The sequence below is a fragment of the Pseudorhodoferax sp. Leaf265 genome (assembly GCF_001422365.1).
Taxonomy (GTDB): domain Bacteria; phylum Pseudomonadota; class Gammaproteobacteria; order Burkholderiales; family Burkholderiaceae_C; genus Pseudorhodoferax.
Genome location: NZ_LMMT01000011.1, coordinates 147,137 through 161,130, shown reverse-complemented (window position 1 = coordinate 161,130; position 13,994 = coordinate 147,137). Strand labels below are relative to the sequence as shown.

The following is a 13,994-nucleotide window of genomic DNA, read 5'->3' as shown; positions in this document are numbered from 1 at the left end:
TCAGTCCGCTTTCAGACCGGCGGCCTGCACGACCTTCTTCCACTTCACCTGCTCGTTGGCCATGAAGCTGCGCATCTGCGGCACCGTCATGGTCTCCACCTCGGCGCCGTGTTCGACCAGCCGCTTGATCACGGTCTTGTCGGCCAGGATCTTGTTCAGCGTGGCGTTGAGCTGCTCGACGACGGGCGCGGGTGTCCTGGCCGGCGCGAAGAAGGCGTACCACTGCGAGACGTCCACCCCCTCGATGCCTTGCTCGGCCAGCGTCGGCACATTGGGCAGCAGTTCCGAACGCTTGGCGCCTGCAACGCCCAGGGCCTTGAGCTGGCCGTTCTTCACGAAGCTCATGGCCGTGAAGAGGCTGGGGAACATCACCTGCGTCTGGCCCGCCACGGTGTCGTTCACGGCCGGGGCGGAGCCCTTGTACGGCACATGCAGCATGTCCACGCCGGTGGACAGCTTGAACATCTCGGCGGCGAAGTGCGGTGCGGTACCGTTGCCGGCCGAGGCATAGTTTCCCGGTTCCTTGCCGGCCTTGAGCTGGGCGACCAGTTCCTTGGCGTTGTTGGCCTTGACCTTGGGGCCGGCCACCATCAGCGTGGCCGAGGATCCCACCATCGCCACCGGCTCGAAGTCGGCGACGGGGTCGTAGCGCAGCTTCTGCAGCGCAGGGTTCATCGCGTGCGTGGCGATGTAGCCCAGCATCAGCGTGTAGCCGTCGGGCGCGGCGCGCTTGACGTACTCGCTCGCGATGGCGCCATTGGCCCCGGCCTTGTTCTCCACGATCACACTCTGCTTGAGCGCCACGCCGAGCGCCTGGCCGATGGTGCGGGCCATGGCATCGTTGGCACCGCCGGCCGAGGTGGGCACGACGATGGTGATGGTCTTCTCGGGCCAGGCGGCCGCGGCGCTGCCGCAGGCCAGCAGCGCGGCGGCGGCGGTGAGGCTCCAGATCAGTCGGTTGGGCTGCAACTTCATTTGTCTACTCCGGTGGATGGGTGATGGATGTGCGTGAGAACGACCGCAATGGTCGGGCGGCGACGCCCTGTTGTGAATTGCATCTTTCCGAACGATTGATGCACACTACCTATCACTGAAACCAGCCCATCGCCCCCGACATGGCCATCAACTTCAACCTCAACGACCTGCAGGCCTTCCGCACGGTGGCAGAGTTGTCCAGCTTCCGCAAGGCGGCGGATGCACTGCACGTCTCGCAGCCTGCCTTCAGCCGGCGCATCGAGAAGCTGGAGGAGGCGCTGGGCGTCAAGCTGCTGGAGCGCACCACGCGCAAGGTCAGCCTCACGGCCGTGGGCCGCGACTTCGACCGCAAGGTCCAGCAGCTGCTGGACGACCTGGACAACACGCTGCTCGGCATCCGCGGCGTCGCGGGCACGCGCATGGGCGAGGTGACCATCGCCTGCGTGCCGTCCACGGTCTACTACTACCTGTCGCAGGTGGTGTCGCGCTACCGCGAGCGCTACCCCAAGATCCGCGTCAAGGTGTTCGATGCGGGTGCGAACGACGTGCTGGCCGCCGTGGCGCGCAGCGAGGCCGATTTCGGGCTGAACTTCATCGGCAGCCAGGAGCCCGACATCGAGTTCACGCCGTTGTTGGAAGAGCGCTTCGTGGCAGCCTGCCGCCGGGACCACGCGCTGGCCAAGAAGCGCAAGGTGGGCTGGGCCGAGCTGGCGCAGTTCGACTTCATCTCCGTCAGCAAGAGCTCGGGCAACCGCCTGCTGCTGGACCAGGCGCTGGCGGGCCTGCCGGGGCGGCCCGAGGCCATCTACGAGGCGCAGCACGTGACGACCATGCTGGGCCTGGTCGAGGCGGGGCTGGGGGTGGCGGCGGTGCCCTCGCTGGCCATGCCGGGCGCGGACCACCCGCTGCTGGTCAGCGTGCCGCTGGTGGACCCGGTGGTCACGCGCAAGGTGGGCCTGATCCGGCGCAAGGGCCGGCCCCTGTCGCCGGCGGCGCAGCAGATCTACGCGTTCTTCCTGGAGATGAAGGGCAAGCGCCAGCAGGTGGCCAGGCCCCGGGCGCCCGGCGCATGACGCGGGCCGGGGCCGCGCGGGTGGGTCAGCGGCGTGCGGCCAGCACGCGGTCCACCATCACGCCGGCCTGGCCCAGGTGATTGGCCGGCTCGCACATGGCTTCGAGCTGTGCGCGCGTGACGTGTTTGGTGATCTCGGGATGCACGGCCAGGATCTCGATCAGCGGGCGGTCCTTGGCGATGGCCTCGCGGCACAGGTCGTACACCAGGTCGTGCGCATACTCGCGGCCGATGTAGGGGCCCAGGCCCATCATCACGGCCTCGGACATCACGAGGCCGTTGGTGAGGGCGATGTTGGCGCGCATGCGGCCCGCGTCCACCTCCAGGCCCTTCAGGATGAACTTGGTCTGCTTGAGCGCGCCTGACATCAGGCAGAAGATATCGGGCAGCGACACCCATTCGATCTCCCACGGGCCGGTGGAGCGCTCGTGGTCGGCCACCATCGCGTCCATCAGCGCGGCCGCATGCTGGCGTGCCACCGAGATGTTGGCGTGGATGTACAGGCACGAGATCGGGTTGCGTTTCTGCGGCATGGTGGACGAGGAGCCGCGCCCGGGCGCGAAGGGCTCGAACACCTCGGCCACCTCGGTCTGCATCATGAGCTTCACATCCATCGCGATCTTGCCCAGCGAGCCGCCGACCAGGCCGAGGAAGGCGCCGACCTCGGCAATGGTGTCGCGCACCGTGTGCCAGGAGATCAGCGGCTGGGCCAGGCCCAGCTCCTGCATCAGGCCGGCCTGGGTCTCCATCGCGCCCTTCTCCAGCGAGGACAGCGTGCCCGAGGCGCCGCCGAACTCGCCCATCAGCACGCGCGGCTTCAGCTGCTGCAGCCGCTCGCGGTGGCGGTCGATGCCCGCGAGGATGCTGGCCATCTTGTAGCCGAAGGTGATGGGCGTGGCCTGCTGCAGGTTGGAACGGCCGATGACCGGCGTGTCGCGGTACTTCTTCGCCAGCGCGGCCAGCGCGTCACCGATCTCGTCCAGGTCCTGCTCGACCAGTGCCAGGCCCTCGCGCATCTGCAGCACCGCTGCGGTGTCGGTGATGTCTTGCGTGGTGGCGCCCCAGTGGCAGTACTCGCCGAGCTTGTCGCGGCAGTTGGCGTTGATCTGGTTGACCACCGCGATGATGGGGTAGCCGATCTGCTCGGTCTTGGCCTTGAGCTGGGCCCAGTCGATCTGCGAGAGCTCGCAGTTGCGCACGATCTCATCGGCGGCCTCCTGCGGGATGATGCCCAGGCGCCCCTGCACCTTGGCCAGGGCGCGCTCGATGTCCAGGTACTTGGCGGTGCGGTTCTCGTCGGACCAGACGGCGCGCATGCGCGCGTCGCTGAACATGTCGCCGAAGATCCGGGAATCGATGATGGTGGCTGCCATGGTGGCCTCTGGTGGGAATGGGGTTGACTAGATGGCTTGCGCGGCGCGCAGCGCGGCGATGTCGCCGCTGGCGTAGCCGAGTTCGGCCAGGATGGCGTCGGTGTGCTGGCCCAGGGCCGGCACCGGGTCCATGCGCGGGCCGGTGTTCCAGCTGCCGGGCGGCAGCATGGCGGGCAGCGGGCCCTGCGGCGAGCCGACCTCGGTCCAGCGGCCGCGGGCCTTCAGCTGCGGATGCGTCCAGACCTCGGCCATGGTGTTGACCTGGGCGTTGGCGATCTGCGCCTGCTCCAGCCGCTGGACCACCTGCGCGGCGGTGAGCGAGGCAAACGCGTCCACGATGATCCGGCGCAGCGCATCGCGCTCGGCCACGCGCTTGAAGTTGGCGGTGAAGCGCGGGTCGGTGGCCAATGCGGGTTGCTGCAGCACCTTCTCGCAGAAGCTCACCCACTCGCGCTCGTTCTGCAGCCCCAGCATCACGGTGCCGCCGTCGCCGGCCGGGAAGGGGCCGTACGGGTAGATGGTGGCGTGGCTGGCGCCTGTGCGCGGCGGTGGCGCGGCACCCTCGAAGGCGTAGTACAGCGGGTAGCTGGTCCACTCGGCCAGCGATTCGAGCATGGAGATGTCGATGCGCTGGCCCTGGCCGGTCTGGCTGCGCTGCATCAGCGCGGCCAGGATGTTGGTGTACGCATACATGCCGGCCGCGATGTCGGCGATGGACGGGCCCGCCTTGCAGGGCTCTTCGGGCGTGCCCGTCACGGAGACGAAGCCGGCCTCGCTCTGGATCAGCAGGTCGTAGGCCTTCTTGTCGCGGTAGGGGCCGGGGTGCACCGGGTCGTCGCCGTAGCCGGAGATGTCGCAGACGATCAGGCCGCTCTTGCGCTGCGACAAGGTGTCATAGCCCATGCCCAGCCGTGCGGCGGCGCCGGGTGCGAGGTTCTGCACCACCACGTCGGCCTTCTCCAGCACCAGGCGTTCGAGCACCTTCGCCGCCTCGGGATGCTTGACGTCCAGCGTCAGGCTTTCCTTGGAGCGGTTGGTCCAGACGAAGTGCGAGGCCAGGCCGCGCACGCGCTGGTCGTAGCCGCGCGCGAAGTCCCCGCTGCCAGGACGTTCGATCTTGATGACGCGCGCGCCCAGGTCGGCGAGCTGGCGGGTGGCGAACGGCGCCGCGATGGCGTGTTCGAGCGTGACGACGGTGATGCCCTTGAGGGGTTGCATGGTGGTCCTTGTCAGCGCAGCGTGGCCGTGGCATCCATGGTCAGCCAGCCTTCGTGGTCGCTGGCCCACAGGCGCACGGTCTTGCCGTCGGCCTGCAGCTGGCCGTTCACATGGAAGGGGTGCAGGTCGAAGGTCGGGCGCACGGCCTTGAAGCGGAAATCCGCCACATCGGCATCGGGCAGCTGGCGGCGCAGCAGGTCCATGAGCAGGGTGGCGATCAGCGGGCCGTGCACGATGAGGCCGGGGTAGCCTTCCACCTCGGTGACGTACTTGCGGTCGTAGTGGATGCGGTGGCCGTTGAAGGTCAGCGCGGAGTAGCGGAACAGCAGCACGTCGTCGGGCACGATCTCGCGGCGCCAGGCGCCCTTCTGCGCGGCCGCGGGCGGCGGCGCCACGTCGTCGGGCCGCTGGGCCTCGCGGTAGACGATGTCGTGGAACTCCACGAGCGCCGGCGCGGCGGCGCCGTTGCAGCGCACCTCATGGCGCACCTTCACGAACACGAGCTGGCCGGTGCGGCCGGACTTGCTGCGCACGTCGTCGATCGTGGAGGTGCGTGCGATGGTGTCACCGACGCGGATGGGCGCATGGAAGGTGAACTGGCTCCCCGCCCACATGCGGCGTGGCAGCGGCACCGGCGGCAGGAAGCCGCCGCGCCTGGCGTGCCCGTCGGCGCCGATCTCCGATTGGCGGTGCATGGGCAGGAAGTACAGCCAGTGCCACAGCGGCGGCAGCGCCGTGCCTGCGGCCACCAGGGCTGCCGGGTGGTCCAGTGTGGCGGTCAGGGCCACCAGGGGCACGGGGGTGACCGTGTCCTCCACGGTCTCGCTGCGTCCCACCCACGCTGCCCACGCTTCAACTTCGGTGCTCAATTGGATCTCCAAGCTGGACTGCACCTGCAGCCTTCAGTGAAGTCTCGGATGGCGCCGTTCCTGTGTGAATTGCAAGGTTTGGAAGAATTGATGCATGCAGTGCATCGGCGTGCCCTGCCGCTGGGCGGCTACTGCACCGCGTTGGTTGCGCCCCCTGCGACGGCGGCGCCCGAAGCCGGCTGCCAGCCGCCGCCCAGCGCCCTGAAAGCCGCGACGACTGCACGGGCCGTGTCGGCCTGCGCCTGCGCCCTCGCGTCCGCTGCCTGGAGCACGGATTCATCGGCCTGCAGCACCTCGATCAGGCTCGCGGTCCCGCGCTGGTAGGCGGCGGACGAGGAAGCCCTGGCCTGGGACAGGGCATCCACGGCCTGGGACAGGCGTTCGGCCTGTTCCGACCGGTTGGCGAGCGCGGAGAACGCGTTCTCGACGTCCTCGGTGGCACGCAGCACGGCCTGGCGGTAGCCGGCCAGGGCCTCGGCGTCCCGGCCCCTGGCCAGCTGGATCTGCGCGTCGATGCGCCCGAAGTCGAACAGCCGCCACCGCAGCCCGAAGACGCCGGCCGACTGGCTCGCGCCGGCCGTCAGCAGGTTGCCGCTGGCGATCGTCGTCGCGCTCCCGAGCATGCCGCTCAAGGACACCTTGGGGTAGTACTCGGCCATGGCCTCCCCGATCCGGGCGTTGCTGGCTGCCAGGCGGCGCTCTGCCGCGATCAGGTCCGGCCGCCTCGTGAGCAGGTCGGCAGGCGACCCCATGTCGCCGATGCGCGGGGCCGGGGGGATCGGCGCAGCCGCCTGGAGTGCCTTGCGGTGCGTGCCGGGGGCGGCGCCAAGCACCACGTCCAGCGCATTCATCGCCGCATCGAGACTGGCCTGCAGCGCCGGAACGGTGGCCTGCACGCGTGCCAGCGCGCCCTCGGTTTGCCGCACCTGGTATCGGGCCGCGATGCCGTTCTCGAACAGCCGGCGCACGCGCGCCAGCAACCCGGCTTGCGTCTGGACCTGTTGCGCCGCGATGTCCAGGCGCGACTGCAGGCTTCGGATGGCGATGTAGGTGTCGGCAGTCTGCGCGGCGATGGCCAGCCGTGCGGCCACGGCCCCGGCCTGAGAGGCCTGGTAGTCGGCCAGTGCGGCCTCCCGGCTGCGTCGGAGCCCCCCGAAAACGTCGAGTTCCCAGCTCGCGCCCACCCCGATCTCATAGGCATTGCCCCACCGGTCGAAGCCCGGTGTGCTGTCGAGCACTCTTCCCAGCGGTGTTTCCACGGACTGGTAGGCCCGCGCAACGGAGCCCTGGAACGCCCCGGATGGCAGCAGTGCTGCATCCGCCGCCCCGACCCCGGCGCGGGCCTGTTCCACACGCGCCTGCGCCAGCGAGAGTTCCAGGTTCTGCTCCAGCGCCATGGTGACGAAACGGGCCAGCAACGGGTCGTCGAAGCGCTGCCACCAGTTGGCGAGTTCGGCCGTGGCCTGTGGTCCCAAAGGCGCCGGCCCTGCCTGGCCGATATAGCGGCTCGCCTGCGGAGTTGCTGGCGGGATGTACTGCGGGCCAACGGCGCAGCCGGCGGCCATGCCTGCTGCGAGCACGACGCCGGAGAGGTTGCAAAGATGCATGGGGAGCCTTGTGGAACTGATTTTGTGACTATATTATCAAACGGTCACTTGTTGAGTCGCCTTGCTGCAGGCGTTAAGCTCTGGCCATGCGCAAGACGCTTTCCCCTGCCCCCCAAGTCCGCGGGCCCTCCGACCATGAGGTCCGCGACCAGATCGTCCAGGCCGCGACCGCGTATTTCGGTCTCTACGGGTACGAGAAGACCACGGTGTCCGACCTGGCCAAGGCCATCGGCTTTTCCAAGGCGTACATCTACAAGTTCTTCGATTCCAAGCAGGCCATCGGCGAGGTGATCTGCGCGAACCGGCTGAGCGCCATCACGGCCGCGGTCGATGCTGCGGTCGGCACCTCAGGCGCCGCCCCGGAGCGTCTGCGCCGCATGTTCAAGGCGCTGGTCGAGGCCGGAAGCGAACTGTTCTTCCGCGACCGCAAGCTCTGGGACATCGCGACGACCTCCGCGACCGAGATGTGGCCGTCCGCACGCGCCTATGACCACCACATGCGCCATCTCATCGCGCAGATCGTCCGCGAGGGCCGCGAGGCAGGCGACTTCGAACGCAAGACGCCCTTGGACGAGGCCGCCAACGCCATCTACCTGGTGATGCGGCCCTATGTGAACCCCTTGCTGCTCCAGCACAACCTGGACGGTGCGGCCGAGGCGACCGGCCAACTGTCCAGTTTGATTTTGCGCAGCCTGGCGCCTTGAGTGACTGTTGACTAAATTGGTCACAAGATAAACAATCCGGACCCTGTTCTTCAGGAAGGGTCCCCATGTCCAGGCGCCAGCTATCCTCCCTCTGCCTCTTGCCGCTCGCGCTGGGTGCGTGCAGCGACAGGCCGGTTCACGATGTCCGCACCGAGCCTGCGCTGGTCAGGGTGGCCGCGGTCCAACCCGGATCCGCGACGACGCGTGCCTTCACCGGGGTGGTCGCGGCCCGTGTCCAGAGCGACCTCGGGTTCCGTGTCGCCGGCAAGGTGCTGGAGCGCACGGTCGACGCAGGGCAGGCGGTGCGGCGTGGCCAGGCCCTCATGCGCATCGATTCCGTCGACCTCGCGCTGCAGGCCCGCGCGCAGCAAGAGGCGGTCGCAGCGGCGAAGGCGCGCGCCAGGCAGACAGCCGACGACGAGGCGCGCTACCGTGGCCTGGTCGGCGACGGTGCTGTCGCAGCCTCTGCCTACGACCAGATCAAGGCCGCAGCCGACGCTGCGAGCGCGCAGCTCAAGGCTGCGCAGGCGCAGGCCGACGTGGCGACCAACGCGTCGGCCTATGCCGTGCTGGTGGCCGACGCCGACGGCGTCGTCGTGGAAACGCTGGCCGAGCCCGGCCAGGTCGTCGCTGCGGGGCAGGTCGTCGTGCGGCTGGCCAGGGCGGGCCAGCGCGAGGCACTGGTGCATCTGCCGGAAACGCTGCGTCCCGCCGTGGGCTCGCTGGTGCAGGCCAGGCTCTACGGCAGCACCGAGGCCGCCGCGCCTGCGCGGTTGCGGCAGCTCTCGGACGCGGCGGATCGCACCACGCGCACCTTCGAAGCCCGTTACGTGCTGGAAGGCGCCCTGGCCCGCGCGCCGCTCGGCTCCACCGTCACGATCGATGTGCAGCCCGGCACCCAGGGCGGTCCATCGCTGCAGGTGCCGATCGGCGCATTGTTCGACCCCGGCCACGGGCCCGGCGTCTGGATCGCCGAGGGCAATCCCGCGACGCTCGCGTGGCGGTCGGTGCAGGTCCTCGGCCTGGCGGGCGAATCGGCGCAGGTGGCTGGAGACCTGAAGGTCGGCGAGCCCATCGTCGCGCTGGGTGCCCATCTGCTGCGTGCGGGTGAGCTGGTGCGCACCGTGGCCGAAGGCGGGCCTGGCCCCCGTGGGGGTCGTCCATGAGCGAGGGGCGCCTGAACCTGTCCGCACTCGCCGTCCGCGAGCGCGCGGTCACGCTGTTCCTGATCCTGCTGGTCTCTGCTGCGGGCATCCTCGCGTTCTTCAAGCTCGGCCGGGCGGAGGACCCGCCGTTCACCATCAAGCAGATGACGGTCGTGACCGTCTGGCCGGGCGCGACGGCCCGGGAAATGCAGGATCAGGTCGCCGAGCCGCTGGAAAAGCGCCTGCAGGAGTTGCGCTGGTACGACCGCAGCGAGACCTACACGCGGCCCGGCGTGGCGTTCACCATGCTGTCGCTGCGGGACAGCGCCCCGCCTGCGGAGATCCAGGAGGAGTTCTACCAGGCACGCAAGAAGCTCGCCGACGAGGCGCGTCGGCTGCCTGCCGGCGTGGTCGGCCCCATCGTCAACGACGAGTATGCGGACGTGACCTTCGCGCTGTTCGCACTCAAGGCCAGGGGCGAGCCGCAGCGCCTGCTGGTGCGCGATGCGGAAGCGCTGCGCCAGCAGCTGCTGCATGTGCCCGGCGTGAAGAAGGTCAACATCATCGGGGAGCAGCCCGAACGCATCTTCGTGTCGTTCTCGCACGAGCGCCTGGCCAGCCTGGGCGTGAGCCCGCAGGACATCTTCGCCGCGCTGGCAGGGCAGAACCTGCTGACGCCCGCCGGCGCGATCGAGACCCAGGGCGCGCAGGTGGTGGTGCGTGTCGATGGCGCGTTCGACAAGCTGGAGAAGATCCGGCAGACCCCCATCGTCGCCCAGGGGCGCGCGCTCAAGCTCGCCGACATGGCCAGCGTGGAGCGCGGCTACGAAGATCCTTCCACCTTCATGGTGCGCAACGGCGGCGAGCCCGCGCTGCTGCTGGGCGTCGTGATGCGCGACGAATGGAATGGGCTGGACCTGGGCAAGGCGCTGGCGGCAGAGGTCGCCAGGATCAACGCCGGCCTGCCCACGGGCATGCGCCTGGACAAGGTGACCGACCAGTCCGTCAACATCAGCGCGGCGGTGGACGAGTTCATGGTCAAGTTCTTCGTCGCGTTGCTGGTTGTCATGGTGGTCTGCTTTGCCAGCATGGGCTGGCGCGTCGGCATCGTGGTGGCCGCGGCCGTGCCGCTGACGCTGGCGGCGGTGTTCGTCGTCATGGGGGCGAGCGGGAAGAACTTCGACCGCATCACGCTGGGCTCCTTGATCCTGGCCTTGGGCCTGCTGGTGGACGACGCCATCATCGCCATCGAGATGATGGTGGTGAAGATGGAGGAGGGCTACAGCCGGGTGGCGGCTTCCGCCTACGCCTGGAGCCACACGGCCGCACCCATGCTGTCCGGCACGCTGGTGACCGCCATCGGCTTCATGCCGAACGGATTCGCGCGCTCCACCGCCGGCGAGTACACCAGCAACATGTTCTGGATCGTCGGCATCGCGCTGATCGCGTCGTGGGTGGTGGCGGTGGCCTTCACGCCCTACCTGGGCGTGAAGATGCTGCCGGACATCCAGAAGGTCGAGGGCGGGCATGCGGCCATCTACGACACGCGCCACTACAACCGCTTTCGCAGGCTGCTGGGGCGCGTCATCGCCCGCAAGTGGCTCGTCGCAGGCGCCGTGGTCGGCGCGTTCGTGCTCGCCGTGGCAGGCATGGGCATCGTGAAGCAGCAGTTCTTCCCCACCTCGGACCGGCCCGAAGTGCTGGTCGAAGTGCAGATGCCCTATGGCACCTCGATCGCGCAGACCAGTGCAGCGGTGGCCAAGGTCGAGGCCTGGCTCGCCAAACAGCAGGAGGCCAAGGTCGTCACCGCCTACATCGGACAGGGCGCGCCACGCTTCTTTCTGGCGATGGCGCCGGAGCTGCCAGACCCCTCGTTCGCGAAGATCGTGGTGCTCACCGGCAGCCAGGACGAGCGCGAAGCCCTCAAGTTGCGCCTGCGCGAGGCTGCTGCCAACGGCCTCGCGCCCGAGGCACGGGTGCGCGTGACGCAGATCGTGTTCGGTCCGCCGTCGCCGTACCCGGTTGCGTTCCGCGTGATGGGCCCCGATCCCGTGCAGTTGCGCGCGATCGCCGCGCAGGTGGAAACGGCGATGCACAACCATCCGATGATGCGCACCGTCAATGCGGACTGGGGCCCGCGGGTGCCCACGCTGCACTTCAGTCTGGACCAGGACCGTCTGCAGGCCGTCGGCCTCAGCTCCAGTTCAGTGGCCTTGCAACTGCAGTTCCTGTTGAGTGGTGTGCCACTGACGGAAGTGCGCGAGGACATCCGCTCCGTCCAGGTCGTCGGCCGCGCGGCGGGGGAGATCCGCCACGATCCCGCCAGGATGGCCGACTTCACGCTGGTGGGCGCGGCAGGGCAACGCATTCCGCTGTCGCAAGTGGGCGCGGTCGATGTGCGCATGGAAGACCCGGTCCTGCGCCGGCGCGACCGCACGCCGACCATCACGGTCCGGGGGGACATCGCCGAGCATCTGCAACCTCCTGACGTTTCCACTGCCGTCTTCAAGCAGCTGCAGCCCATCATCGAACAGCTTCCTGCCGGATACCGGATCGAGCAGGCCGGCTCCATCGAGGAATCCGCCAAGGCGACCGCGGCGCTGCTGCCGCTGTTCCCGATCATGGTCGCGCTGACGCTGCTCATCATCATCCTGCAGGTGCGCTCGATCGCGGCGATGGTGATGGTATTCGCCACGAGCCCGCTCGGCCTGATCGGCGTGGTGCCGACGTTGCTCGTCTTCCAGCAACCCTTCGGCATCAATGCCCTGGTCGGGCTGATCGCGCTGTCGGGGATCCTGATGCGCAACACGCTGATCCTGATCGGGCAGATCCACCAGAATGCGCAGGAGGGCATGGGGCCCTTCGATGCGGTCGTCGAAGCCACCGTCCAACGCGCCCGCCCCGTGGTGCTGACGGCGCTCGCGGCCATCTTTGCCTTCATCCCGCTGACGCACTCGGTGTTCTGGGGCACGCTGGCGTACACGCTGATCGGCGGCACCCTGGCCGGGACGGTGCTCACGCTCGTGTTCCTGCCGGCCATGTACGCGATCTGGTTCAAGATCCGGCCGAACGGCACGGCGCATCCGGCGCCGGCCACCTCGATCGCGCCGGCATGAGGCCCGTGGCTGGAGCGCGCCGTGGATGCAGGACACCGGACGCAGCTGAGCGGGTACGGCCGGCGCTGGCTACACCAGTTGCAGCACAACCTTGCCCTTGGCGCGTCCGCTGTCGACGTATGCCAACGCCTTGTCCGTGTCCCGCAACGGGAACACCTTGTCGACGACAGGGCGGATGGCGCCCGCTTCGACGAGCGATGTGATCTCGCGCAGCTGCGCTCCGTCGGCGCGCATGAAGACGAAGGTGTAGGCCACCCCGTTCTTCCTGGCCTTGCTCCTGATGCCGAAACTCAGCAGGCGCAGCAGCTGCTGGAGCGGCCAGGCCAGGCCCCGCGCGGCGGCGAACGCCGGGGTGGGTGGCCCTGAAATGGAGATGAGGTGCCCGCCCGGTCGGAGCACTTGGAGCGCCTTGTGCAAAGCGTCCTTGCCCAGGCTGTTCAGCGTCACGTCATAGCCGCGCAGCACGGTGCTGACGTCCTGCTTCTTGTAGTCGATGACGATGTCCGCACCCAGCTCCTGCACCCAGCCGACGTTGGCCGTGCTGGTGGTCGTGGCCACGAACGCACCGAGATGCTTGGCCAGCTGGATGGCGATAGTGCCTACACCACCGGAGCCGGCCGCGATCATCACCCTGTGTCCCTCTTTCAGTTGGGCGGTCTCCACCAGCGTCTGCCAGGCCGTCAGCGCCACCAGTGGAAGCGAGGCCGCCTCGACCATGCCGAGGTTTCTGGGCTTGGGTGCCAGCGACGATTCCCGGATGGCGATGCGCTCGGCGAAGCTGCCGATGCGGTCGTCGTCGGCGCGCGCATAGACTTCGTCGCCTGGCTTGAAGCTGCGAACGCGGGAGCCGACCCGGACGACCGTGCCGGCCAGGTCGTTGCCCAGGATGAGCGGGAGCCGGTAGGGAAGAATCGGCTTGAACGCGCCGCTCCTGATCTTCGAGTCCAGGGCATTGACGCTCGCGGCGTGGACCTGGACCAGCACGTCGTCCTCACGCAGCTCGGGCTCGGGCATGTCGCCGATGCGGCCTTGGTTCTTGCCGTAGCGGTCGATGATGAACGCTTTCATGAGGGGGTACTGCTCCAGGCTGTCTCGGTCGAACGCTTGCGGCGGACCGCGCGTTTCAGGCCGCGGCCCGGTAGCGCTGCGCCACCTGGGCCTGGCGCAGATCCCCCACCAGTGCCCGCCGTGCGGCATCCAGCGCATCCCAGTGCGCCGCGTCGTGCAGCGGCGGAATGGTCACGCTCTCGCGGCGGTCGAAGCCGACCAGTGCGGCATCCACCAGCGCACCCACGTCCATCAGGTCGGGCATGGCGCTGGCATCGATGCCAGCGCGCTCCCAGATTTCGGTGCGCGTGCCGGCGGGCAGCACCGCCTGCACATAGACGCCCTTGGGCGCGAGCTCCAGGCTCAGCCCCTGCGACAGGAACTGCACGAAGGCCTTGGTCGCGCCGTAGACCGACATGCCGAACTCAGGCGCCAGGCCGACCACCGAGCCGATGTTGACGATCGCGCCGGTGCCGGCCTGCGCCAGGCGCGGGGCGATGGCGCTGGCCAGCCGGACGGGTGCGGTGGTGTTGAGAGCGACCAGCCGGGCCACGGCCTCGGTCGCCTGGTCGATGAACGGGCCGGACAGTGCAGCCCCGGCGTTGTTGATGAGGGTGTCGATGCGTGCGTCGTCGCGCAGGCGCGCCTCGACTGCGGCCAGGTCGCCGGGCTGGGTCAGGTCGGCTGCCAGGATGTCGACGCCAGCGCCGGTGTCTGCGCGCAGCCGCGCTGCGAGCGCTTGCAGGCGCGCCTTGTCGCGGGCGACCAGCACCAGGTCGTGGCCGCGGCGGGCGAAGCGGTCGGCGTAGGTGGCGCCGATGCCGGTCGAGGCGCCGGTGATGAGAACGGTGGAACGGGTGGTCATGTG

Annotated in this window: 11 protein-coding genes; 4 read left to right on the top strand and 7 right to left on the bottom strand. The window is 68.9% G+C overall.

Annotated features, from left to right (window positions below; genetic code table 11):
* Positions 1 to 975, bottom strand: coding sequence for a tripartite tricarboxylate transporter substrate binding protein (locus ASF45_RS11685; RefSeq protein ID WP_056661851.1), 975 nt, complete (start codon positions 973 to 975; stop codon positions 1 to 3).
* Between the two features lie 140 nt (positions 976 to 1,115).
* On the opposite strand from ASF45_RS11685, the gene ASF45_RS11680 reads away from it, so the two are divergent.
* Entirely contained in the window at positions 1,116 to 2,048 is a 933-nt protein-coding gene (locus ASF45_RS11680) for a LysR family transcriptional regulator (protein WP_056661847.1), read from the top strand.
* 25 nt (positions 2,049 to 2,073) lie between these two features.
* Here ASF45_RS11680 and ASF45_RS11675 read toward each other — a convergent pair whose 3' ends face one another.
* The 4 genes from ASF45_RS11675 to ASF45_RS11660 all read right to left on the bottom strand — a co-directional run bounded on the left by ASF45_RS11675 (position 2,074) and on the right by ASF45_RS11660 (position 7,114).
* On the bottom strand, positions 2,074 to 3,420 hold the full coding sequence (locus ASF45_RS11675; protein ID WP_056661844.1) for an adenylosuccinate lyase family protein: 1,347 nt from the start codon (positions 3,418 to 3,420) through the stop codon (positions 2,074 to 2,076).
* Between the two features lie 27 nt (positions 3,421 to 3,447).
* Entirely contained in the window at positions 3,448 to 4,638 is a 1,191-nt protein-coding gene (locus tag ASF45_RS11670; protein ID WP_056661841.1) for a CaiB/BaiF CoA-transferase family protein, read from the bottom strand.
* Between the two features lie 11 nt (positions 4,639 to 4,649).
* Positions 4,650 to 5,507 (bottom strand): MaoC family dehydratase N-terminal domain-containing protein, encoded by an 858-nt coding sequence (locus ASF45_RS11665; RefSeq protein ID WP_056661839.1) that lies wholly within the window; start codon positions 5,505 to 5,507, stop codon positions 4,650 to 4,652.
* Between the two features lie 128 nt (positions 5,508 to 5,635).
* Complete coding sequence (locus tag ASF45_RS11660; RefSeq protein WP_056661836.1) at positions 5,636 to 7,114, bottom strand: efflux transporter outer membrane subunit; 1,479 nt, start codon at positions 7,112 to 7,114, stop codon at positions 5,636 to 5,638.
* 86 nt (positions 7,115 to 7,200) lie between these two features.
* Here ASF45_RS11660 and ASF45_RS11655 point away from each other — a divergent pair, with 86 nt between their 5' ends.
* The 3 genes from ASF45_RS11655 (at position 7,201) to ASF45_RS11645 (ending at position 12,079) form a co-directional block, all read left to right on the top strand.
* Positions 7,201 to 7,818, top strand: coding sequence for a TetR/AcrR family transcriptional regulator (locus ASF45_RS11655; protein WP_056661833.1), 618 nt, complete (start codon positions 7,201 to 7,203; stop codon positions 7,816 to 7,818).
* 65 nt (positions 7,819 to 7,883) lie between these two features.
* Complete coding sequence (locus tag ASF45_RS11650) at positions 7,884 to 8,984, top strand: efflux RND transporter periplasmic adaptor subunit (protein WP_056661831.1); 1,101 nt, start codon at positions 7,884 to 7,886, stop codon at positions 8,982 to 8,984.
* Entirely contained in the window at positions 8,981 to 12,079 is a 3,099-nt protein-coding gene (locus tag ASF45_RS11645; protein ID WP_056661828.1) for an efflux RND transporter permease subunit, read from the top strand. The genes ASF45_RS11650 and ASF45_RS11645 overlap by 4 nt, the downstream gene beginning before the upstream one ends.
* Positions 12,080 to 12,148: 69 nt before the next feature.
* On the opposite strand, the gene ASF45_RS11640 is transcribed toward ASF45_RS11645, so the two are convergent.
* Both ASF45_RS11640 and ASF45_RS11635 read right to left on the bottom strand, forming a co-directional pair.
* The gene (locus ASF45_RS11640) at positions 12,149 to 13,147 is read right to left on the bottom strand and encodes an NADP-dependent oxidoreductase (protein WP_056661824.1); all 999 of its coding nucleotides are present in this window, start codon (positions 13,145 to 13,147) and stop codon (positions 12,149 to 12,151) included.
* Positions 13,148 to 13,202: 55 nt separating this feature from the next.
* Positions 13,203 to 13,991 (bottom strand): SDR family oxidoreductase, encoded by a 789-nt coding sequence (locus ASF45_RS11635; RefSeq protein WP_056661820.1) that lies wholly within the window; start codon positions 13,989 to 13,991, stop codon positions 13,203 to 13,205.
* Between the last annotated feature and the right edge of the window lie 3 nt (positions 13,992 to 13,994).